This window comes from Cyanobacteria bacterium QS_8_64_29 (assembly GCA_003022125.1).
Taxonomy (GTDB): domain Bacteria; phylum Cyanobacteriota; class Cyanobacteriia; order Cyanobacteriales; family Rubidibacteraceae; genus QS-8-64-29.
This window is the reverse complement of record PXQH01000022.1, coordinates 36,410-55,754: the sequence shown is the minus strand read 5'-3', so window position 1 is coordinate 55,754 and position 19,345 is coordinate 36,410. Positions and strand designations below refer to the sequence as shown.

The following is a 19,345-nucleotide window of genomic DNA, read 5'->3' as shown; positions in this document are numbered from 1 at the left end:
AATTTGAGCAGCGGATGCACGCTTACCAAAGAACATGACTCCCATATTGAAGGGGTTTTGGAGATCGCAATCTAGTGCACAAGCCACGAGAATTGGTATGAGAGGTATTGCAAGCCTAGCTCAGGCAAACAGCTTGGCTGACCAGCGCTTTTCGCGCGACAAGCTATTGCAACGCGCAAGGGATTTGAGGGAGTTTGGATTCGTCAGTTTCCAAGCGGGGCAACCGCATCTTGGGCATGGCTTCGTACTGGCTAGTCCTGCGCACCCAACGGCCGCCGCTCTCATTCCGCTTCGACCGGCGGGTGCCCGTTGCGCTGCTGGCGCTAGCGCTCGTCACGGGCATGGCCGTGGTGGCAAGCGTCAGTTATGGCGAGTACCGCGTGCCGCCGCTGGCGGTTATCAAAACCATCCTGGGACTCGAAACCGGCGATCCCAACCATCCGTTCGTGGTTAACGTGCTGCGCTTGCCGCGCGCTTTGGTGGCCGTCCTTGTGGGGATAGGGCTGGCGATCGCGGGCACGCTCATTCAAGGCATCACGCGCAATCCGCTAGCGGCCCCCGGCATCATTGGCGTCAACGCCGGTGCTGCCTTGGCGGCCGTCACGCTGATCGTGGCGCTCCCCAATGCCTCCGTCTCGCTGCTGCCGTTCGCAGCCTCTGGCGGCGCCCTAGCCGTCTCGGTGCTGGTCTATCTGCTGGCTTGGCAGGGCGGCAGCTCGCCGGTGCGGTTCGTGCTGGTGGGGATCGGCCTCAACAGTCTGGTGAGCTCGCTGACGGGCTTTATGACGGCCTTCGGCCAAATCGACAACGTGTCGCGGGCACTCGTTTGGCTTACCGGTAGCGTTTACGGGCGCAGCTGGGACCATGTACTGGCCCTGGTGCCTTGGTTGGTGGTTTTGGGGGTGCTGGCGCTGGTCATGGCGCGCGAGCTCAACACCCTCAGTTTGGGGGATGCGCTGGCCGCTGGGTTGGGCAGCCGCGTGGAGTGGCAGCGCGGGGTGCTGTTGCTAACCAGCGTGGGACTGGCTGGCAGTGCTGTCGCTACGGCTGGCGGCATTAGTTTCGTCGGATTGATGGCGCCGCATTTGGCCCGCCGCCTAGTGGGCGCTGCGCACGAAGGCTTGGTCCCCACGGCGGCTTTGATGGGCGGCATGTTGGTGGTCGTAGCCGATTTGCTCGGCCGGGTCCTGTTTCCGGGGACCGAACTCCCCTGCGGCTCGATCACCTCGGCCATCGGGGCGCCGTTTTTGATCTATTTGCTGGTGCTCCGCCGCCCCTATTGAGCTAGCTATCTCTTCGCTGCCATCAGGGACACCGAGCGATCTTGCGGGGTGGCACACAATGACGCGGTGCTGTCGCTGGCGGACGATTGCTCCCTCAACCTCTAACTGATTGAGCAAGCGAGTGGCCGTGACGCGTGCCGTCCCGATGGATTCAGCGATCTCGCGGTGGGTCAGCGGCAAGTCGATGAGCTGCCCCGCCGGCACCGGCCGACCGAACTTACCAGCGAGCCAGTCGAGCAGCTGCCGCAAGTTGCCATAGGCACTGGGCGAGCGAACGATTTGCAGCAGTTCCTGGGTCTGCTGGGCGTGCGTCAGAATGGCCTCAGCCAGCGCCGGCCAGTAGCGCTTGGGAATGCGGATGGCCTCGACCCGGGTGAGGCACTCGGTCTTGTAGGGGGCAAAGCGCGACAGGCAACCGCCCACCACGTCCCCTGGTCCCCAATAGCCCAGCGTGATGGCATGGCCGGCCGCGTTCCAGCTATAGCTGCGCACGGCGCCCCGCTCGATCTTCCAAAGGTCGTTGGCGCGCTGCGAGAGGCGTTCGTAGCGCCTGAAAGTCGACCGGCTCAAATGGGCCAGGCATTGCTGCGATTGGCGGGTCGGCATGGCGTTACCCATTGCTCGTTACTGCATGAGGGGGGACCGGCCTGCCAAGGCGCCTTTCCCTAGGCAGGCCGGTACGGGCGGATCTAGACCGAGCCGCTAGCGATAGCGCCCAGCAGATCGGCATTCTCCAGCAGCAGGTAGGCAAAGGTCGCGCCCCCAACGCCGCCGACTAAAAAGGCCCCCGAGAACTGGCTCCAGCCTTCGCTGGTTTGGAGGGCTGCCGGCACGCTCGGGGCTGGCGATCGCTGCTCGGGCAGCTCGGGCGTCCGCGACGAAGCGGCCGTGCCGTAAATCGACAGGCACACCGTCAGAATGACGATCAGCCCGCTGGCTGACAGCAGCCCGACCAGATTGGCAACTTCGGCATCGCGCATGGGGCCCAGCCGGGCAAACGGGCCCAGCAGGAAGTACCCGTGGGCCATGCCAATCTCCAGTCCGCGAGCCAGCGGCGAGAGCCCGGGGCGATAGATGGGCAAGTACTTGAGGAAAAACAGGGCAAAGTCGGAGCCGTTGACGGGCGTGGCGAGATTACCCTCGCTTTGGCTGCGGTCTGGGCCGATGAAATCGCCGGCGCTAAAGTCAAAGCCAGCCGCCCGGCCGCGGGCGCGGATGGCGTGCCAAATGTGGCCGAACAGCACCAGCAGGGCCAGGACGAAGTGGAACGTTGCCAACCAGCCGCGCGCAGTGACGGTGCCGGCCTCGGTCTCGAACGTCCCGGCCGGGCCGTAGAAGGTCTCGGGGTAGACCGTGTCGTTGACCGTGACAAAGTAAGCGGCGAAAAAGCCCATGTAGGCTAGCGTCCCCAGGCTGTAGGACAAATAAGCCTCGCCCGAGTAGACCAGCACGCGCCGCGCCCAGCTAAACGGCTGGGTAAAGATGTGGAAAGCACCCCCGGCAAGCAAGATCAGGCCCACCCAGATGTGGCCGCCCACCACATCTTCCAGGTTGTCAACCGCGGCCATGCCTTCAGGCCCCCAAGCGCCGACCAGGTAGCCAAAGATGGTTGCGGGATTGAGGGTGGGGTCGCTAACGGCGCGCACCTCGCCTGCAGCTGGGTCAAACAGGCCGCCCCAGAGCATGGCTTTGGCCACCAGCAGCCAAGCCCCAATGCCCAGCATGACCAGGTGGATACCCAGGATGTTGGTCATGCGGTCGGTGTCCTGCCAGTCATAGCCAAAAAACCCCAAAAAGGTTTCGTCGCGGCGCAGGACGGCAGGGCCAAGCAGGGCGTGATAGAGCCCCCCAGCGCCCAGGACGGCCGAAGCGACCAGGTGCAGGACGCCGATGGCAAATAGCGGATAGGTATCGACAATCTCGCCGCCGGGGCCAACGCCAAACCCTAGGGCAGCCAAATGGGGTAGCAGGATCAGGCCCTGCTCGTACATGGGCTGGCTGGCATCGAACTGCGAGAGCTCGAACAGTGTCATGGCGCCAGCCCACAACACGATCAGCCCAGCGTGGGCCACGTGCGCGCCCAGCAGCTTGCCCGAGAGATCGGTCAGGCGCGCGTTACCGGCCCACCAGCCCACTCGGGGCTGCGCGCCCTCCGGTGCAGTTGCCGTTGCTGTCATAACTCCTCCTTGCAATCTCTTGCGATAGCACTCCGTTGCCGCTATTGGGCAGCCTCGGCTGTGCGCCGGCCCCGGCGGAAGTCAAACCCGGCGGCCCGCAGGGCATGCCAGATGTGGCCTTGCAGCAGGAAGAACGCCAACCAGAAATGGGCGTTGGCCAGCCAGGTGCGGGCCGTGACGTAGTCGAGGTCAGCGTGGGCAAAGTAAGGAACGATGTTGAATTTGACCGTTAGGGGCGGTCCGTAGAACGCCTCCGGATAAGCGGTGGTATTGACGGCGACAAAGTAGGTCGCGACAAAGCCCATTAGGGCCAGCCCACCCAGGCCGTAGGCCAAATAGGCCTCGCCGGACCAGACCAGCACGCGCTTGGCCCAACCAAAAGGCTGCGTCAGCACGTGCCAAACGCCGCCCAATACCAGCAGGATGCCGATCCAGACGTGCCCGCCGACCAGATCTTCGAGGTTGTCAACGCCCGCGAGCCAGTTGCGGCCTGAGGCATCGACCAAATACCCGAAAATGGGCGCCGGGTTGAGCGTGGGGTCGCTCACGACCCGCACATCGCTAACGCTGGGATCGTAGAGGCCGCCGAAGGCCATCGCTTTGGCAACCAGTAGAAAGGCCCCTATCCCCAGCAAGATGAGATGGATGCCCAAGATGGTGGTCATTTTGTTGCCATCGGACCAGCTGTAGCCAAAAAAGGGAAAGCGCCGCTCCAGCTCGGCCGGACCGTACAGGGCGTGGTAAACGCCGCCAGCGCCCAAAAAGGCGGACGAGATCAGATGCAGCGTGCCAATGGCGAAATAGGGGTAGGTGCTGCCGATCTCGCCGCCAGCTTCAATGCCCCACCCCTGGGCAGCCAGGTGTGGCAGCAGGATCAGGCCCTGCTCGTACATGGGCTGAGCCGGGTCGAACTGCGAGAGCTCAAACAGCGTCATGGCCCCGGCCCAAAAGACGATCAGCCCGGCGTGAGCCACGTGCGCGCCCAGCAGCCTGCCTGAGTGATGGATCAAGCGCGCGTTGCCCGCCCACCAGGGGGCTCGATCGGGATCTTGCGCGGGCGAGAGCGCGCTGGCCGTACTCGCTGCCATGCCGTTCACCTCCTAGCTAGTTGAAAATATAGCGCAACAACTTGCCGAGCAAGCTTATCTTACGGCCAGCTTGTTGAGATCGGCTTTAATGAAAGTTCACAGGACGCCGCAAGTAGCCGCTCGCAAAAAAAGCGCTGCCCCGAAGGGCAGCGCCATGGCAGCGAAGCTTATTAGGGCGGCTAGGAGAGGCTATTGCTCGTTGTCGGCTTCGCCTGCTTCGGCATCCGCAGCAGCGTCAGTATCGGCCTCAGCTTCCTCGTCTTCGCCTTCGGCAGCTGTGCCATCGCCTGAGTCGGTGGCAGCATCGCCACTGCCATCCCCTTCATCCGCTTTCTCAAGTTGGAAGTTGGTGCCGGCGGCCTGCTGCTTGAGCTTCTGCATCCGCTCTTGAACGGCCTGGTAGCGCTCCTGGTTGCCTTGTTCCTGAAAGAGCTTGGCAGCTTTTTCAAAGTCGTCGAGGGCTTTTTGCCGGTTGCCGAGGGCGGCGTGGTTGACGCCGCGGTTGGCGTAGGCACCGGCTAGCTCGCTGTCGAGCTCGATGGCTTGGGTATAGTCCTCAATCGCGGCCTCGAGCTGGTCCTGGCGCGTTTTGACAATGCCGCGGTTGAGATAGACATTGGGTTGGTTGGGTTTGAGCTCGAGCGATTGGTTGTAGTCTTTGAGCGCTTTGTCCCAATTTTGCAGCTGCGCGTGAGCGACGCCGCGGTCGTGGTAGGCGCTGGCATTGTCCTCATCGCGCTCGATGGTCTGGTTGTAGCTCTCGAGCGCTTTTTGGGGCTTGCCTAACTGCAGGTAGCTCACGCCGCGAAAGTAATACGCCCGCGTTAGCTCGCCATCGCGCTCGATGGCGCGGTTGAAGTCTTCAATTGCGGCTTGGTAGTTTCCTTTTTTATAGTTTTCGAAACCCATTTGCAGGGCTGCTCGGGCAGACCCCTCGCTTGCTTGGGCTAGGCTAGGCTGGGAAGTTGTGACTGTTGCGATCACGGCAACGGCGCTCACTGGTGCAATCAGTGGCGCCGTGCTGTAGATCAGCGAAGCGGCTAGCGAAATTGGGGTTCCTTTCATGGCAGCTGTTTGGGGTAGCGACTAAAATCATCTTACACGCAAGCTGGCACCGTCCCCAATAACTGCAACTGAGTCCCGACTGAGGGGTACATTCGGCGACGGGCGCCAGGCTTGTTCGCTTTGACCCTGTCGTAGTAAGGTCGGTTCCACTATAGGCGGCGCAGCGCGTCAATTGCCCCCCAAGGCAAGCCATCCTGCAGTCTCCCCAACCCATCGGGCGCCGCAAGACCATGAACCGGCTCGAGACGCAAAACCTGACCCTAGGCTACGGCCGCTCGCCCGTCATTCGCGATTTGGCACTAGCGGTGCCCAGCGAGCGCATCACGGTCCTGGTGGGGCCCAACGGCTGCGGCAAATCCACCCTGCTCAAGGGGCTGGCCCGCTTGCTCAAGCCGCATGGCGGCACGGTTTATCTGGATGGGGGCGATATTTTTCGGCGCTCCACCCAGGCAGTCGCCAAGCGCTTGGGCATTTTGCCCCAGAGCCCTATTGCCCCGGAGGGGCTGACCGTGCGGGATTTGGTCGCCCAGGGGCGCTACCCTTACCAGAGCTGGTTGCAGCAGTGGTCGTCCCAGGACGAGCGCATGGTGGCTTGGGCGCTCGAGCTGGCCGGCATGCAGGAATTCGCCCATCGTCCGCTGGAGCAGCTCTCGGGCGGGCAGCGCCAGCGCGCCTGGGTAGCCATGGTGCTGGCGCAGGACACCGAAATCCTGCTGTTGGATGAGCCCACAACCTTTTTGGATCTGGCCCATCAAATGGAGGTGTTGGACCTGCTGGCCGAGCTCAACGTCCAGCAGCAGCGGACGGTGGTTATGGTGCTGCACGACATCAACCAGGCAGCCCGCTACAGCGACTACCTGGTGGCCGTGCGCGACGGGCAAATTTACGCCCAAGGCCTGCCCGAGCGCGTCATGACCGAGCAGACCGTCCGCGCCGTTTTTAGCATCGATGCCCGCATCGTGCCCGATCCGGTGGCCGGCACGCCCATGTGCGTGCCCATCGGGCGGCGGGCGGTGGCCGCGCGCCGCTAGATCGCGCGCGCGTAGAACGCTTGCATGGTAGTTGCCAGCGCGCTGCGAGACGCCGGCCAAGTGTAGAACATGTGGCCGCCGCCAAAGCGCTCCACCGCCAAGCGCGCGGCCGCGCCCTCATCCAGCTTCATCAGCTGCACCAGGCGATCGCTGGTGTGGAAGGGCGTAACTAAATCGTAGTAGCCGTGCGCCAAATAGACCTGCAAGTGCGGGTTGAGCTGCAGGCCGTAGCGAAGCTCGTCCGTAGCGCCAATCTGGCGCTCGAGCAGGTGGCGCTCGAGATCCACCTGCCAGCAGCGGTTGGCCTCCCAATTGACCAACGTGTAAGGCCGCTCGGTCTCGAGTCCTAGCTCGCGGCGCAGCAGGGCGTTGATGCCCGCCTCAAATATCCGGTCAATGCCGGCCAAAGTGGGGTCGGGGCCTTCGTAACGCTCGCGGTCGGGGTAGGGATCGACGGCGGTGACCGTGGCATCGTAGAGGCCGCACACCCGGCGGTGATCGCGCAGGAGGTGGCGCACGAAGGTGGTCTTGGCAATGCGGCCCTGTGCGGCTGTCACTAGCGCTTCGGGTAGGCCCAGCATGTCCGCCATGGTTTGCAGCAGCGCCTGCCGCTCCTCATCCGGCATGGCAGCGCCCTGGACCAGCAAGCGGGGCAAGTCATTGCTAGCAAATCGGGCGGCTTCGGCGCGGACGGTCTCGGGTGCGGCATCGGGCGCCCACGTGCGGCTGGCGCCGTGGAATGCCGCCGTTGCCGCCATGGTGGGAAAGGTATCGATCCAAGGCAGGAGGTCGTAATCGGAAGGATCTAGGATTTGGAACTCCAGGGCCGGCGAGAGCAAGATGGCCCCATTGAGCCCGATGCCGTAGCGCTGCTGCAGCAGCTGCGTCAGCTTGGCGACCCGAAACCCGCCGTAGCTCTCGCCGACAACAAAGATGGGGCTCTCCCAACGGCCGTGCCGGGATAAAAACCGCTGCAGGAACTCGGCCAGCGCATCCAAATCCCGCTGTAGGGCGTAGAAGTTGCCGGTCTCGGCTTGGCTGTCGCGCTGGGCCGTGTCGCTACGGTTCTGCTGGGATGGCGCCGATGTGTCCGAGGCGGCCTCAAGCGGACGGCTAAAGCCTGTCCCCACCGGATCGACAAACACCAGATCCGTCCAGGGCAGCCAACTTGCCGGATTCGACTCTAGCTGCACCGGCGGCGGTGGCGCCGTACCGTCAGCCGCAAACGCCACCCGCTGAGGCCCGAGCGCGCCTAGGTGCAAAAAGGCCGAGGAAGCCCCGGGGCCGCCATTGAAGGCAAAGGTGAGCGGACGCTCGCCGGGATGGGCATCGCCAGCCAGATAGGCCACATGAAAGACCTCGGCCACGGCCCGCTCGCGCTCGCGCAGCGGCAGCCACTCGGCCCGCACTTGGTAGGGCCAGCCCGCCGAACCGTCACCGCTGAACTGGTACTCGCTAACCCGGCCGGCCGGGGGCTGATAGGCGCGATCGCTGGCTTCGGCAGGGGCAGAATCGGCCATTAGCGCGAGGATTGCGGCTCGACGGTTTGGGCCCCCTCGGCAGGTGAGCCTGCAACGGCAGCCGGCTCGAGTTGCGGCGTCAGCTGAATGCCGAATGCTTCCTCGAACGGCCCTTTATTGTCCTCGACGCTCCAGAGCTCCAAGGCGCAATCGTCCTCGGCGCGCGCCGGGCTCAGGTGCAGGACGATTTCCTTGCCTTTAGCGCGGTACTCGCAGCGCAGCTGCGCGATTGCACCCAGCTTGCGCCGATCCAGGGCAACGGCCAGGCGCAGCAGGGTACTGAGCTGCTCGACCAACTTGCGGTGCTGCTTGTCGGGCAGGTTCTTGTAGCCCTCGTGTTTTTTCTTGGGTTTGTTTTTGCGGTGGTAGCGCGCCAGGTTGGCGATCGCCTCAATCTCGGCTTCGGTAAAGCCCAGCAGCTCGCCGTTGCGGATGAGGTAATAGGAGTGCTTGTGATAGGCGGAGTGGCTGACGTGGATGCCGCACTCGTGCAAGATGGCGCCCGCCCAAAGCAGCTCGCGCTCGCGGGTGCTCCACTCGTGCAGGCAGCCCTGGGTCCAATCGAACAGGCTCAGGGCCAGCTGCGCGACACGCTCGCTGTAGGCCAAATCCACGCGGTACTTGTGGGCAATGTTGAGCACGCTGCGCTGCCGCACCGAGCCCTGATAGCGCAAGCGATCCGCAATCAGGCCGTGCGCCAACATCCAGTCCACCACCAACCCTTCGCGCAGGGCCCGCTCGCAAATGGTGATGTCCTCGCACCCCAGCAGCTTCATGGTCTCCAGCAGAATGAGGGCACCGGGCAGGAGGATCTCGGCGCGCTTGTCGCCAATGCCGGGCATGGCCGCGCGTTGCTTGCGGTTGCGGGCCGCCAGGCGATCGACCATGCCTTGCAAGTCCGAGCGACTGAACTGGTAGCCCTGCAGTGGTGACGGCACCCAGTCCAGGGTTTCCTTGGCATGCAGCGAGGCCAGGGTCTCGATGGTGCCGGAGGTCCCCACCAGCTGCAGTGGCTCGCCGGGGGCCAGCTGCGATCGCAGCTCCTCACTCGGGCGCGCCAGCATCTCGCGGATGTAGGCCTGCAGGTACTCGAACTCGGCCGTGCTGATGGGGTCGGTGGTTACCAATTCCTCAGTCAGGCGGACCGCCCCCACCTTGATGCTGCTGAGAAAGCGCGGCTCGCGCCCATCGCCCAGGATGAGCTCGGTCGACCCCCCGCCAATGTCGGCAATGGCGTGCGGCCGGTCCTGGAACTCCATGCCCGAGAGCACGCCCAAATAAATGCGGCGCGCCTCTTCTTGTCCCGAAATCAAGCTGACAAAGATCCCCAGCTCCGAGGCGACTTGCTTGAGGAACTCGCGCCCATTGGGCGACTCGCGAACGGCGCTGGTCGCCACGGCCACGATTTGCTCGGCGCCAAAGCTGCGCGCCAAATCCCGGCCGCGCTGCAGGGCAGCCAGCCCCCGCTCCAGCGCTTCTGCCTTGATGGCGCCCGTTTCGGGATCGCGCTCGCCCAAGCGGACAGTATCTTTCTCGCGCGCGATAATATTAAAAGCCGGCAGCTCGGGCTGAATCCGCACGATCACCATGTGAATGGAGTTCGTGCCAATGTCGATAGCGGCTAGGTTGCGTTCGGCTTGACCGGTGGGGTGGGCAATATCGACGGCGTTGGGCAGGGCAGAGTCGGTAGCAACCATGGCACTTGGGGCAAAGCTAGCTCTTGGTGGGGCAACGATATAGCTTAGGATCGGGTAATAGCAAGCACTGGATGGATTCGCGCGAGGTGCCGTGAGCTCGCCTCAATCACCATCGGCCGAGCCCACATGGTGGACGGTGGTGCGGCTGCTGCGCTGGAATCGCCCCACCGGGCGCTTAATCCTAATGGTGCCGGCGCTATGGGGCGTGGTTTTGGCGGCCGGTGGCCGGCCGCCGCTGCCGCTGGTGGGGCTGATTGTCGTTGGCAGTTTTGTCACCAGCGCGGCCGGCTGCGTCATTAACGATCTCTGGGATCGCAACATCGACTCGCAGGTGGCGCGCACCCAAAACCGGCCGTTGGCCTCGCGCGCGCTCTCGGTCCGTACCGGCATTGCTGTCGCCATTGCGGCGCTAGCCTGCGCGGCCGGCATTGCAACGTATCTTAATCCTGTCAGCTTTGGACTCAGTGCGGCAGCCGTACCGGTGATCGTTGCGTATCCGCTGGCCAAGCGCTTTTTCCCCATCCCCCAGCTCGTGCTGGCCGTTGCCTGGGGGTTTGCGGTACTCATCAGCTGGAGCGCGATCAGCTGCGCGGCCAATGCCCCGGCGGCGGCTTCGTGCTTGGGGACGGGGGCCTGGCTGCTGTGGGGGGCAACGCTGCTCTGGACGCTGGGCTTCGACACGGTTTACGCCATGGCCGATCGCGACGACGACCGGCGCATTGGGGTGCACTCCAGCGCCCTGTTTTTCGGCCGTTACGCCAGTGAGGCGGTGGGCGCGTTCTTTGCCGGGGCTTGCGGCTGTCTGGCGGCCCTAGGCGTGCAGCTGGGCCTGCAACCGAGCTTTTGGCTGGCCTGGGCGATCACGGTGGTGGGCTGGGTAGCCCAGTACGTGCGCCTGTCGCAGCCCGAGCTCCCCGATCGCCTGTTCGCGCAACTTTTTCGCGAGAACGTGGGCATTGGCTTTGTGCTGCTGGCCGGCATGGCGGCCGGCTCGCTGGGTTAGCTTCCCATGCGACGCACGATTGTCGGTATTATGGGACCAGGGGAAGGGGCGAGCGCGGCGGACTGCGAACGGGCCTACGCCCTGGGCGAGGGAGTAGCCCAGCGCGGCTGGGTCCTGCTAACCGGCGGCCGGCCGCAGGGCGTGATGGCGGCCGCCAACCGCGGGGCTCGGGCCGCCGGCAGCCTGACAGTTGGGATTCTGCCCGATGGGGATGCGGATGCTGCTGCTCCTGAGGTGGCGGTTGCCATCGCCACGGATCTGGGCAACGCGCGCAACAACATCAACGCGCTCAGCAGCGATGCCATCGTGGCGTGCGGCATGGGGCTGGGCACCGCTTCAGAGGTAGCGCTAGCCCTCAAAGCGGGCAAGCCGGTCGTGCTGCTGGCAGCGCCGCCCGAAGCATTGGCCTTGTTCCGCCAGCTGGCTGGCGAGCGCGTTGCCAGCACCGATACGCCCGAGGCGGCCTTACAGCAGCTACCGGCCTGGCTGGCAATCCCGGACCAGGGCACTGGCGGGCGCACCGGCGGCGGCTAGAATAAGGCCTGAGTCGTTGCACTGCGCCCCTCCCATGCCGGAAGTGCGCTATCCCAAATTTGGCGGCGAGCACCCCATCGACGTGCTGGTCTTTTTGGAGCGATTGGCCGCCAATCACGGCCTGGAGCCGCAAGAGCACATCCGCTGGGAGCGCGAGACGGGCGAAATTTTTGTCTCTAAAAAGCTGCTGGCGCGGGAGCGGTTTCGAACGCTGGGCTAAGGGCGGCCGGCGCGCTCGCGCACCTCGCTTAAGGTAAACAACGCCTCAAACGGCAGCCCGCTCGCGCGAAACTGCTCGGCGGCCCCCTGCTCGCGATCGACCAGCGCCAGGATTTGCACGACGGAGTAACCGGCTGCCTGCAGGCGATCCGCGGCTTGCAAGGCCGATTGTCCGGTCGTGACCACATCCTCCAGAACGGCGACGCGTGCCTCGGCCGGCAAAGTGGGCCCTTCCAGATAGGCGCCTGTACCGTGCCCTTTGGGGGACTTGCGCACGATCGAAGCTGGTAGCGGGCGCTCGCCGTACGCTGAGACCGTACTGACTGCGCTAACAATGGGATCGGCCCCTAGGGTCAGGCCGGCGACGGCTTGCACGCTAGCTGACAAACGCGCCAGCATGAGCTCGCCGACGGCCTGCGCACCTTTGGGGCGGAGCGTGACTTGCTTGCCGTCAATGTAATGGCAGCTGCGCTCCCCCGAGGTCAAGGTGAACTCACCTTGCTGATAGCTATATTGCGCCAGCATGGCGAGCAGGCGCTGGCGGTGCGAGGCTGTCTCGGTCTTTGGCATGGTTGCTAGCCGGGCTCCAAGCGAGTGGGGTTAGTAAGATCGAGGCAGTGACACTAACCCTTCATTATGGCCTGCTCGTTCCGGGCAATGGCGGTAGGGCTAACCCTTTTGCTGGGTTGCTGGGGCCAAGGGGCGCGCGCCCATCCCGATCACGCAACCGCTGGTGCCGAGGCGCTCGAGGCGGCTTTCTTTCACCAATCCGGCACGTTTTTCGAGGACCGCTCGCTGGGCGCTCAAGCTGACACCTTGCTGGGCCTGCAGGGGTATCCCAAGCGTGCCATCGCCAGCGATGCCGAGCGCGCCGATCGCGTTTACCGGCAGTTGCTCGAGCGGTAAAGCGCTAGCGGTCCCCCCATCCGAACGCAGGATTTGGCCAACCCGTTCGGTAGCTCGTTGCGATCCCGGCAGCGCTAGCCGGGACGTCCAGCAAGAAAGACTTTAGAGCAATCCAGGGTGCAGGAGTCGAACCTGCCTGAGGCGAATTATGAGTTCGCTGCCTAAACCGCTCGGCCAACCCTGGTCGCGCTGGCCTGGCCAGCCAGGCTGGTTGCACATTATAGTTACTCTAGCGGCTGCGATGCGATTGCGGTCGGCAGCGCCCGCCATTTAGGCTTGACTAGCGGGCACCCTCGGGCAACGCGGATGCGAGTGCAACCCATGCTGGGACTAACGCTTATTTGGCTGGCGGCCATGCTAGGAGCCACGCTTGTCAGCCTGCTGCTGGGACTTCGCATGGGCTACCAAGCACTGCAAGAGATCGATCCGCCCGAGGGCGCTCCGGCGCAACAGGCCCAGCGCGCGGGTAGCGAGCAGTCCCGCGATGCCTTCTCCATTATCTCGGAGAGCAAAATTATCAAGCAGACCGAAGCCAAAATGAATCGGGATGGCGACAGCAGCGGCTAGCCGCCGGCACTGGGGCAAGCGAGCTGGGCCAGAGCCGTACTGCTGGTGATTTGAGCGCTGCCCGAGCGATGGCTGCCGCCGTGCAACGCCCCAATCGTCATGGTCGTTACTGAAGCTGCCCCGCTCGCGGCTGCCCCCCAGCCGCCCCAACTCTCGTTGGGGGATGCCGCCGTCCGGTTGCTGGCGGTCCTGTCGCTGATTGCAATCAACGCATTTTTCGTCACGGCGGAGTTCGCCATGGTTGCAGTGCGGCGATCGCGGATCAGCCAGCTGGTGGAAGCCGGTGACGTCCAGGCTCAAACCGTGCAAGCGCTGCAACGCAGTATCGAGCGACTGCTATCGACCACCCAGCTGGGCATTACCCTCTCGAGCTTGGCATTGGGTTGGATCGGCGAGCGCACCATGGCCGTTTTAGTCGAAGCGGGCTTGCTGCGCTTGCCCGTTGCGGAGCCAACAGCCCGCTTTCTCTCGCACTCGGTCGCCGTCCCCGTCGCCTTTTTGCTGGTGGCCTACCTGCAAATCGTGCTGGGCGAGCTTTGCCCCAAATCGATCGCGCTACTGCGGGCCGAGCAACTCTCGCGCGTGCTGGGACCACCCAGCCTGCTGCTGGCCCGGTTGGTCCATCCCTTTGTCTGGATCTTGAACCAATCGACGCGCTTGCTGCTGCGCTTGGCTGGCTTTCGCGATGCCCAGCAAGGATGGCACAACCGCGTCACCTCAGAGGAGCTGCAGCTGATCGTGGCGACCGAGCGCGAATCCACGGGCCTGGAAGCCGACGAGCGCACGCTGCTCAACAACGTGTTCGAGTTTGGCGAGGTGCTAACCGAAGAAATCATGGTGCCTCGCCCCCAAATTGTCTCGCTGCCCAGCGAAGCCACCTTCGGCATGCTGCTCGACCGAGTGGCTGCCGAGGGCTATTCGCGCTATCCGGTCACGGGCGAGTCGCTCGATGACATTCGCGGCCTGATCGATTTTAAGGAGATGGCCGTCCCGCTAGCGCAAAACACCATCGCCCATCAGAGCCCCATTCAGGCCTGGATCCGGCCCGTACGCTTTGTGCCAGCGTTTACGCCGCTCAACGAATTGCTGTCGCTCATGCAGCGATCGCGCCAAGAGACCTTCATTGTGGTCGACGAATTCGGCGGAACGGCTGGCCTGGTTACCCTCAAAGACCTCATGGACGAAATCATCGGCGGCGAAACCGAGTCCGAGGACTCCGAAGCCCTCACCATCCAGATGCTGGACGAGCAAACCTTTTTGGTCCAGGCCCAAATGGATCTGGATGAAATCAACGACCTGCTCGATCTGGATCTGCCGGCGACGGACGAGTACCAGACGTTGGGGGGGTTTCTGCTCTACCAATTTCAAAAGATTCCCACCCAGGGCGAGACGCTGCGCTACGGCGATCTGGATATGACGGTCATGTCGGCTGAGGGGCCGCGGTTGTACGAAATCCGCATCCACCGCCGCGAGCCGCCCACCCAATCGCTGCCCCCATCCAGCGAGCGGGAGCGGCCCGACCCTGAAAATGGCTCGGGTGCTGATTCGGCTTCTGCCGATGGGCCGCCACCGGCTTCCTAGCCCCGGGCTGCTACGCCCGATCAAGCGGAGCATAGGGCAGCGGGTCGCGCAGGCCTAGCTCGTCAAAGGCCTGCAGGCGCAAGCGGCAGGCATCGCAGGTGCCGCAAGCGCGCTCGCCCCCGGCATAGCAGGACCAGGTCAGCGCCCAAGGGACGCCCAGCCGCTCGCCCAACTCGACGATCTCGGACTTTTTAAGCGCCAGCAGCGGCGTCTCGATGGCAATCGGTTGTCCCTGGCGGCCTTGCTTGGTCCCCAACCGAAACACCGCCTGCATGGCCTGGATGTAGTCCGGCCGGCAGTCGGGATAGCCGGAGTAGTCCAGGGCGTTGACGCCGATGTAGACGCGCTCGGCGCCGATGGCTTCAGCATAGGAGAGGGCAAAGCTCAAAAAGATGGTGTTGCGCGCCGGAACGTAGGTTGCCGGAATGCTTTGGGCCATGGCCGCCCGATCGCGGTTTTGGGGGAGCTCGCGCTCGCGATCGGTTAGGGCCGATCCGCCCCAGAGGCTCAGATCGATGCGAGCGAGCTGATGCTGAGAGGCTCCAGCAGCATGCGTGATCGCCGCTGCCGCATCCAGCTCGCGCTGGTGGCGCTGCTGGTAGTCGAAGGCTAGGGTATGGCAGGCCAAACCGTCCGCCCGGGCGCGGTACAAAACGGTGGCTGAATCCAGCCCACCGGACAACAAAACCACGGCTTTAACCGTCATAGTGCCGTACCCCTAGGGAACTTTTAGAGACCGTCCTAGGACGGTAGTGCCTCAGTGACTACAGTGCAGCCGATACCTGCCCGTTTGCGCAAAAGCACCGTGGTACTATCTGCATGGTTTTGCCGTCGGGGGGGATTGGCCCTGCACTTCCGTTGTGGTGGAGGAGCTGACAGGAGCGCAAACGCATGCATCACCCAAGAGCCGATGCCACGGAGCGGCATGCCCCCCTGCGCGTAGGCGCAATTGGGGTGGGTAATATGGGGCAACACCACACCCGCATCTTTAGCCTGCTGCCGGACGTCGAGCTGGTTGGCGTTGCCGATATTGACGTCGAGCGCGGCCTTGCGATCGCCCAGCAGTACCAGATCGACTTCTACGAAAGCTATCGCGAGCTGCTGCCGCATGTCGATGCGGCTTGCATTGCCGTCCCCACGCGCCTGCACTACCGCGTTGGCCTGGATTGCCTGCATGCCGGCGTGCACGTGCTGATGGAAAAACCCATCGCTGCCAGCCTTGTTGAGGCCGAGGCCCTGGTCGAGGCCGCAACGGCAGCCGGCGCGATTTTGCAAGTAGGCCACATCGAGCGCTTCAATCCCACCTTTAGCGAGCTGCGGCAGATCCTGCAGGCCGAAACGCCGCTAGCGCTGGAAGCCCACCGCTTGAGCCCCCATCCCCAACAGGCCAGCGATGTCTCGGTCGTGATGGATCTGATGATCCACGATCTGGACCTACTACTAGAGCTCATGGCGGCCCCACCTGTCAAACTGGCCGCCAGCGGCAGCCAAACCGCCAGCTCGCAGCAGTTGGACTACGTTACGGCCACCGTAGGCTTTGCCAACGGCCTGCTGGCAACGCTGACCGCTAGCAAAGTAGCCCATCGCAAAACGCGCCGCATTGCGGCTCACTGCCAGCACGCCCTAGCCGAAGCTGACTTGCTCGGCAATGAAGTCTCCATTTACCGGCACGCCGCCGCTCGAGGCAGCACTGACTGCCATGCCGCTTGGCACCGCCAAGATTGCGACCTAGAGCAAGTTCAGGCCCAGCAGATCGAACCGTTGCATGCCGAGATCGCGCATTTCATCCGCTGCATTCGCAACGGCGCTCGCCCCTCGGTTGGGGGCGAGCAGGCGCTCCAAGCCCTGCGCCTGGCCACTTGGGTGGAGCAAATGGCCCTGACCGATCGCGCGGACACCTGCAACGGTGCTGCAGCGCCCACCACATCGCTCTCGCCCCTCCCCTTGGAGTTTGCCGAAAGCTGCCGCGATTCCGGACAGCGTGGTTAAATTAGGCAAAGAGCGCTCCTCTGCTGCCGTGACGGAACGCCTTTCTGGTTCGCTGGCCTCGGTGGGGGCAAGCGGTAGTACCGGCCCAGCCAGCCCCACCATTCGCCAGGCCCAGCTGCAAGACCTCCCCTGGCTGGCGGCCCTAATTGCTGACAGCTTCCATCCCCCGCGCGGCCTCCAGGCCATAGTCCACCCCTTGTTCAAGCTGGGCATCAAGCTGGGCATCCAGCAAGATTTGCGCCAGCGCCTGAGCGCCCGCTCGAGCGTGTGTTGGGTTGCCACCACCGGAACCGAGCGGGGCGAGGCGATCGCCGGAACGATCGAGCTGGCCCGCCATGCGGGATGGCCGCGCCGCGCGCGCGGCGCGAGCTCGACCTACCTCTCCAACTTAGCCGTCCGGCCCGAGTGCCGCCGGCACGGCATTGCCCGCCAGCTGTTGCGCTGCTGCGAGCGCACGACGCTCGAGTGGGGCGCTCGGGATATTTACCTCCACGTTTTGGAGGGCAATCCCGCCGCGCGACAGCTCTACGAAAGCAGCGGTTACCGCGTGTGCCGGCGCGAACCGGACTGCAGCGCCTGGTTGTTGGGCCGCTCCCGGCGCCTGCTGCTCCACAAACGGCTATGACAGCATCCGGTCGCTCCATCCGGCTGGCCCAGTTTTTGAAATTCGTCGGCGCCGTCGGGACTGGTGGTGAAGCCAAGATCCGGATCCAAGCCAGTGAGGTAACGGTCAACGGCGAGCGCGAGACGCGGCGCGGCCGCCAGCTGGCTCCCGGCGATCAGGTCGTCATTGCGGGCGAGGCTTACGAGGTTGGGGCGCTCGAGTGAGCTTGCAGCGCTGCCTGCAAGCGCGCCAGGGCGCGCTCGTTTTGCGCGCGCGATCCCACCGAGAGCCGGATGCCACCGCCGGTGTGGCGCGCGAGCGTGCCGCTGGCCTGCAGGGCGCTCGCAACGGCCGCCGCTGAGGGGGGCGGGGTAGGGCGCAAGTACAAAAAGTTCGCTGCGCTGGGCCAAACGCGGACGTTGGGGATTTGTTCCAGCGCCATCCGCAGGCGCTCGCGCTCGCTTTGAATGGTGGGCACGGCTGCCAGCAGTTGCTGGCGGCGATCGAGGGCGAACTGCGCCGCTGCCTGCGCCATGCCGCTCAGGTTGTAAGGCAGGCGAATTTTCTCCAGGGCCGCGATCGGTTGGGGATGGGCGATGCCGTAGCCGACGCGGTGCGTTGCCAGGCGGAAGGCCTTGGAGAACGTGCGCAGCACGATCCAGTTGGGCCGTTGGGCGAGCTCGCCGGCGAGCGAGTGCTGGCTGAATTCGAAGTAGGCTTCGTCGATGGCCACCAGGATGCGCTCGGGCAGGCTGCGCAACCAGTCGAGCTCGGCAGCCGAGAGGAGATTGCCGGTGGGCGAGTTGGGGTGCGCCACGAACACGACGCGCACGGGTGCCTCGCGTGCCTCGGCGATTGCGCGCTGCGCGGCCGCCAAATCGATGGCAAAGTCGGATTCCGAACGACCGATTGAGACGACCGGAACGCCCAGCGTGCGGGCGATAATGCCGTACATAGCAAAAGTGGGTTGGGCCACCAGCACCGAACTGGGGCGGCCCAAGCAAGTGGCGATCAGCAAGCTGCGGATGAGCTCGTCGGACCCATGGCCCAGCGCGATGCTATCAGGACTGATGCTGGCAGCTGCGGACTCGCTGGCGTAGGTGGCGATGGCGCGCTTGAGGCTGGCGTGGCTGCCATCGGGGTAGCGATTGGCCGCGATAGCGCGCTCGTAGTAGCGGGCGAGCTCTTGCTTGAGGGCCGCTGGCAGATCGAACGGGCATTCGTTGGCGTCGAGCTTATCGGGCAGCTCGGCTGCCCCCTCGCTGCCATTGGCCCCATCGGTTTGGGTCTCGTAGGCCACCAGCTCGGCAAGGTCGCTTCGCAGCGCTGCCAAGCCAGCACTCGCATCGCCCTCGGGCATGGCCTCTCCCTCGACTCGCCATCCCGCCCAACCCTAGCACTGGCGCGCTCCTCAATGCGGGCTGGCCTGATGTGCCACCCCGCTGCCTTCGGGCAAGGGCGGCCGCGCGCTCAAATAGGCCAACGGCCCGAGCAGCGGGATGAGGCTCACGGCCCAAAAGACGGCCGGCTCGTGCAGGCCGCGTCGCGCCATGTCATCGCCAAGCAGCGACGGAAACAGCGCGCACAGCAGGCAGAAATCCAGGCTCATAACGTGGACGAAGCGGTTGCTCTGCCATTGCTGGGCGAACGCGTGCCAGTCGCCCCACAGCAGGCCGTAGCCCAGCAGCGGCACGCTCGCGATCAACAGCAAGATCCCAGTGGCACGGCGATCGAGCAGCTTGAGCGGGCCGCTTTTGCCCCCGGCCAAGGTGGGGTTAGCGCGGCGCAGAGCCAAATACGGCAGGAGCGCAAACGCGCCCACGGCAAAGGCGGTCAGGGCAAAGGGCCAGGCGCGAACGGGTTGGCCGCTGCCATCGCTGGCCAGCACGCTGGCGTAGGCAATGGGCCAGATCCCCATGAGGTTAAACAGGGCCACCAGCAGCGGGTTGAGATCTTGCCACTGGCCGCTGGCTAGCTGCCGGAGGAGCGCGGGCGTCTCTGGGCTGTTGGGCGGTGCCAGCGCGAACGCGTAGGCAACCAAGCCCACCCACAGCAAGCTGAATGCAATGGTGCGCCACACG

The 19,345-nt window shown here is 64.5% G+C and carries 20 protein-coding genes, 1 tRNA gene and 1 pseudogene; 11 read left to right on the top strand and 11 right to left on the bottom strand.

What is annotated here, in order from left to right:
* Nucleotides 1-236 precede the first annotated feature (236 nt).
* Nucleotides 237-1,283 carry an iron ABC transporter permease gene (locus BRC58_04505; protein PSP18173.1) on the top strand — a complete coding sequence of 349 codons (1,047 nt, stop codon included), beginning with the start codon at nucleotides 237-239 and terminating at the stop codon, nucleotides 1,281-1,283.
* Nucleotides 1,284-1,337: 54 nt separating this feature from the next.
* Here the strand turns inward: BRC58_04505 and BRC58_04500 are convergent.
* The 4 genes and pseudogenes from BRC58_04500 to BRC58_04485 all read right to left on the bottom strand — a co-directional run bounded on the left by BRC58_04500 (nucleotide 1,338) and on the right by BRC58_04485 (nucleotide 5,613).
* A pseudogene (locus tag BRC58_04500) lies at nucleotides 1,338-1,889 on the bottom strand (hypothetical protein).
* Between the two features lie 83 nt (nucleotides 1,890-1,972).
* A complete protein-coding gene (locus BRC58_04495; protein ID PSP18172.1) occupies nucleotides 1,973-3,460 on the bottom strand; it encodes a chlorophyll a/b binding light-harvesting protein in 1,488 nt (495 codons plus the stop codon).
* Nucleotides 3,461-3,501: 41 nt separating this feature from the next.
* Complete coding sequence (locus tag BRC58_04490) at nucleotides 3,502-4,548, bottom strand: chlorophyll a/b binding light-harvesting protein (protein PSP18180.1); 1,047 nt, start codon at nucleotides 4,546-4,548, stop codon at nucleotides 3,502-3,504.
* Nucleotides 4,549-4,737: 189 nt separating this feature from the next.
* On the bottom strand, nucleotides 4,738-5,613 hold the full coding sequence (locus BRC58_04485; GenBank protein PSP18171.1) for a hypothetical protein: 876 nt from the start codon (nucleotides 5,611-5,613) through the stop codon (nucleotides 4,738-4,740).
* Between the two features lie 230 nt (nucleotides 5,614-5,843).
* On the opposite strand from BRC58_04485, the gene BRC58_04480 reads away from it, so the two are divergent.
* Nucleotides 5,844-6,644: a cobalamin/Fe(3+)-siderophore ABC transporter ATP-binding protein gene (locus tag BRC58_04480; GenBank protein PSP18170.1), complete on the top strand. Its 801-nt coding sequence runs from the start codon at nucleotides 5,844-5,846 to the stop codon at nucleotides 6,642-6,644.
* On the opposite strand, the gene BRC58_04475 is transcribed toward BRC58_04480, so the two are convergent.
* Together BRC58_04475 and BRC58_04470 are read right to left on the bottom strand one after the other, a co-directional pair.
* The gene (locus tag BRC58_04475) at nucleotides 6,641-8,164 is read right to left on the bottom strand and encodes a peptidase S10 (GenBank protein ID PSP18169.1); all 1,524 of its coding nucleotides are present in this window, start codon (nucleotides 8,162-8,164) and stop codon (nucleotides 6,641-6,643) included. The two genes, BRC58_04480 and BRC58_04475, sit on opposite strands and share 4 nt — an antisense overlap.
* Nucleotides 8,164-9,861: an exopolyphosphatase gene (locus tag BRC58_04470; protein ID PSP18168.1), complete on the bottom strand. Its 1,698-nt coding sequence runs from the start codon at nucleotides 9,859-9,861 to the stop codon at nucleotides 8,164-8,166. Before BRC58_04470 ends, BRC58_04475 begins: the two co-directional genes overlap by 1 nt.
* Nucleotides 9,862-9,952: 91 nt before the next feature.
* Here BRC58_04470 and ubiA point away from each other — a divergent pair, with 91 nt between their 5' ends.
* From ubiA to BRC58_04455, 3 genes are read left to right on the top strand one after another with little or no spacing between them, the layout of a single operon-like run.
* Nucleotides 9,953-10,864, top strand: a complete 912-nt coding sequence (gene ubiA, locus BRC58_04465; GenBank protein ID PSP18167.1) for a 4-hydroxybenzoate octaprenyltransferase — start codon at nucleotides 9,953-9,955, stop codon at nucleotides 10,862-10,864.
* A 6-nt stretch (nucleotides 10,865-10,870) separates the two neighbouring features.
* A complete protein-coding gene (locus BRC58_04460) occupies nucleotides 10,871-11,398 on the top strand; it encodes a cytochrome (protein PSP18166.1) in 528 nt (175 codons plus the stop codon).
* Nucleotides 11,399-11,432: 34 nt separating this feature from the next.
* The gene (locus tag BRC58_04455) at nucleotides 11,433-11,618 is read left to right on the top strand and encodes a hypothetical protein (GenBank protein PSP18165.1); all 186 of its coding nucleotides are present in this window, start codon (nucleotides 11,433-11,435) and stop codon (nucleotides 11,616-11,618) included.
* On the opposite strand, the gene BRC58_04450 is transcribed toward BRC58_04455, so the two are convergent.
* The gene (locus BRC58_04450) at nucleotides 11,615-12,187 is read right to left on the bottom strand and encodes an orotate phosphoribosyltransferase (protein ID PSP18164.1); all 573 of its coding nucleotides are present in this window, start codon (nucleotides 12,185-12,187) and stop codon (nucleotides 11,615-11,617) included. The genes BRC58_04455 and BRC58_04450 overlap by 4 nt on opposite strands.
* 87 nt (nucleotides 12,188-12,274) lie before the next feature.
* On the opposite strand from BRC58_04450, the gene BRC58_04445 reads away from it, so the two are divergent.
* A complete protein-coding gene (locus BRC58_04445) occupies nucleotides 12,275-12,523 on the top strand; it encodes a hypothetical protein (protein PSP18163.1) in 249 nt (82 codons plus the stop codon).
* A gap of 111 nt (nucleotides 12,524-12,634) precedes the next feature.
* Here BRC58_04445 and BRC58_04440 read toward each other — a convergent pair.
* Nucleotides 12,635-12,707: transfer RNA gene (locus tag BRC58_04440), tRNA-Met, on the bottom strand.
* A gap of 137 nt (nucleotides 12,708-12,844) precedes the next feature.
* On the opposite strand from BRC58_04440, the gene BRC58_04435 reads away from it, so the two are divergent.
* Nucleotides 12,845-13,090 carry a hypothetical protein gene (locus tag BRC58_04435; GenBank protein PSP18162.1) on the top strand — a complete coding sequence of 82 codons (246 nt, stop codon included), beginning with the start codon at nucleotides 12,845-12,847 and terminating at the stop codon, nucleotides 13,088-13,090.
* 99 nt (nucleotides 13,091-13,189) lie between these two features.
* Complete coding sequence (locus tag BRC58_04430) at nucleotides 13,190-14,671, top strand: hypothetical protein (GenBank protein ID PSP18161.1); 1,482 nt, start codon at nucleotides 13,190-13,192, stop codon at nucleotides 14,669-14,671.
* Nucleotides 14,672-14,681: 10 nt separating this feature from the next.
* Here BRC58_04430 and queC read toward each other — a convergent pair whose 3' ends face one another.
* Nucleotides 14,682-15,377 (bottom strand): 7-cyano-7-deazaguanine synthase QueC, encoded by a 696-nt coding sequence (gene queC, locus BRC58_04425; GenBank protein ID PSP18160.1) that lies wholly within the window; start codon nucleotides 15,375-15,377, stop codon nucleotides 14,682-14,684.
* 185 nt (nucleotides 15,378-15,562) lie between these two features.
* On the opposite strand from queC, the gene BRC58_04420 reads away from it, so the two are divergent.
* Genes BRC58_04420 through BRC58_04410 form a run of 3 tightly spaced genes read left to right on the top strand, consistent with a single transcriptional unit; the run spans nucleotide 15,563 to nucleotide 17,488 of the window.
* On the top strand, nucleotides 15,563-16,660 hold the full coding sequence (locus BRC58_04420) for an oxidoreductase (GenBank protein ID PSP18159.1): 1,098 nt from the start codon (nucleotides 15,563-15,565) through the stop codon (nucleotides 16,658-16,660).
* Nucleotides 16,557-17,285, top strand: a complete 729-nt coding sequence (locus BRC58_04415) for a GNAT family N-acetyltransferase (GenBank protein PSP18158.1) — start codon at nucleotides 16,557-16,559, stop codon at nucleotides 17,283-17,285. The genes BRC58_04420 and BRC58_04415 overlap by 104 nt, the downstream gene beginning before the upstream one ends.
* On the top strand, nucleotides 17,282-17,488 hold the full coding sequence (locus BRC58_04410) for a hypothetical protein (protein ID PSP18157.1): 207 nt from the start codon (nucleotides 17,282-17,284) through the stop codon (nucleotides 17,486-17,488). The genes BRC58_04415 and BRC58_04410 overlap by 4 nt, the downstream gene beginning before the upstream one ends.
* Here the strand turns inward: BRC58_04410 and BRC58_04405 are convergent.
* Nucleotides 17,464-18,624 carry a histidinol-phosphate aminotransferase gene (locus BRC58_04405; GenBank protein PSP18156.1) on the bottom strand — a complete coding sequence of 387 codons (1,161 nt, stop codon included), beginning with the start codon at nucleotides 18,622-18,624 and terminating at the stop codon, nucleotides 17,464-17,466. The genes BRC58_04410 and BRC58_04405 overlap by 25 nt on opposite strands.
* 51 nt (nucleotides 18,625-18,675) lie before the next feature.
* Nucleotides 18,676-19,344 carry a DUF2834 domain-containing protein gene (locus BRC58_04400; GenBank protein PSP18155.1) on the bottom strand — a complete coding sequence of 223 codons (669 nt, stop codon included), beginning with the start codon at nucleotides 19,342-19,344 and terminating at the stop codon, nucleotides 18,676-18,678.
* Nucleotide 19,345 lies beyond the last annotated feature (1 nt).

Coding starts and splice junctions, on each gene's coding strand:
- BRC58_04460 (PSP18166.1), top strand. CDS start 10,871: ATGCGACGCACGATTGTCGGTATTATGGGACCAGGGGAAGGGGCGAGC.
- BRC58_04455 (PSP18165.1), top strand. CDS start 11,433: ATGCCGGAAGTGCGCTATCCCAAATTTGGCGGCGAGCACCCCATCGAC.
- BRC58_04495 (PSP18172.1), bottom strand. CDS start 3,460: ATGACAGCAACGGCAACTGCACCGGAGGGCGCGCAGCCCCGAGTGGGC.
- BRC58_04435 (PSP18162.1), top strand. CDS start 12,845: ATGCTGGGACTAACGCTTATTTGGCTGGCGGCCATGCTAGGAGCCACG.
- BRC58_04480 (PSP18170.1), top strand. CDS start 5,844: ATGAACCGGCTCGAGACGCAAAACCTGACCCTAGGCTACGGCCGCTCG.
- BRC58_04405 (PSP18156.1), bottom strand. CDS start 18,624: ATGCCCGAGGGCGATGCGAGTGCTGGCTTGGCAGCGCTGCGAAGCGAC.
- BRC58_04450 (PSP18164.1), bottom strand. CDS start 12,187: ATGCCAAAGACCGAGACAGCCTCGCACCGCCAGCGCCTGCTCGCCATG.
- BRC58_04505 (PSP18173.1), top strand. CDS start 237: ATGGCTTCGTACTGGCTAGTCCTGCGCACCCAACGGCCGCCGCTCTCA.
- queC (PSP18160.1), bottom strand. CDS start 15,377: ATGACGGTTAAAGCCGTGGTTTTGTTGTCCGGTGGGCTGGATTCAGCC.
- BRC58_04410 (PSP18157.1), top strand. CDS start 17,282: ATGACAGCATCCGGTCGCTCCATCCGGCTGGCCCAGTTTTTGAAATTC.
- BRC58_04490 (PSP18180.1), bottom strand. CDS start 4,548: ATGGCAGCGAGTACGGCCAGCGCGCTCTCGCCCGCGCAAGATCCCGAT.
- BRC58_04475 (PSP18169.1), bottom strand. CDS start 8,164: ATGGCCGATTCTGCCCCTGCCGAAGCCAGCGATCGCGCCTATCAGCCC.
- BRC58_04420 (PSP18159.1), top strand. CDS start 15,563: ATGCATCACCCAAGAGCCGATGCCACGGAGCGGCATGCCCCCCTGCGC.
- BRC58_04445 (PSP18163.1), top strand. CDS start 12,275: ATGGCGGTAGGGCTAACCCTTTTGCTGGGTTGCTGGGGCCAAGGGGCG.
- BRC58_04485 (PSP18171.1), bottom strand. CDS start 5,613: ATGAAAGGAACCCCAATTTCGCTAGCCGCTTCGCTGATCTACAGCACG.
- BRC58_04470 (PSP18168.1), bottom strand. CDS start 9,861: ATGGTTGCTACCGACTCTGCCCTGCCCAACGCCGTCGATATTGCCCAC.
- BRC58_04430 (PSP18161.1), top strand. CDS start 13,190: ATGGTCGTTACTGAAGCTGCCCCGCTCGCGGCTGCCCCCCAGCCGCCC.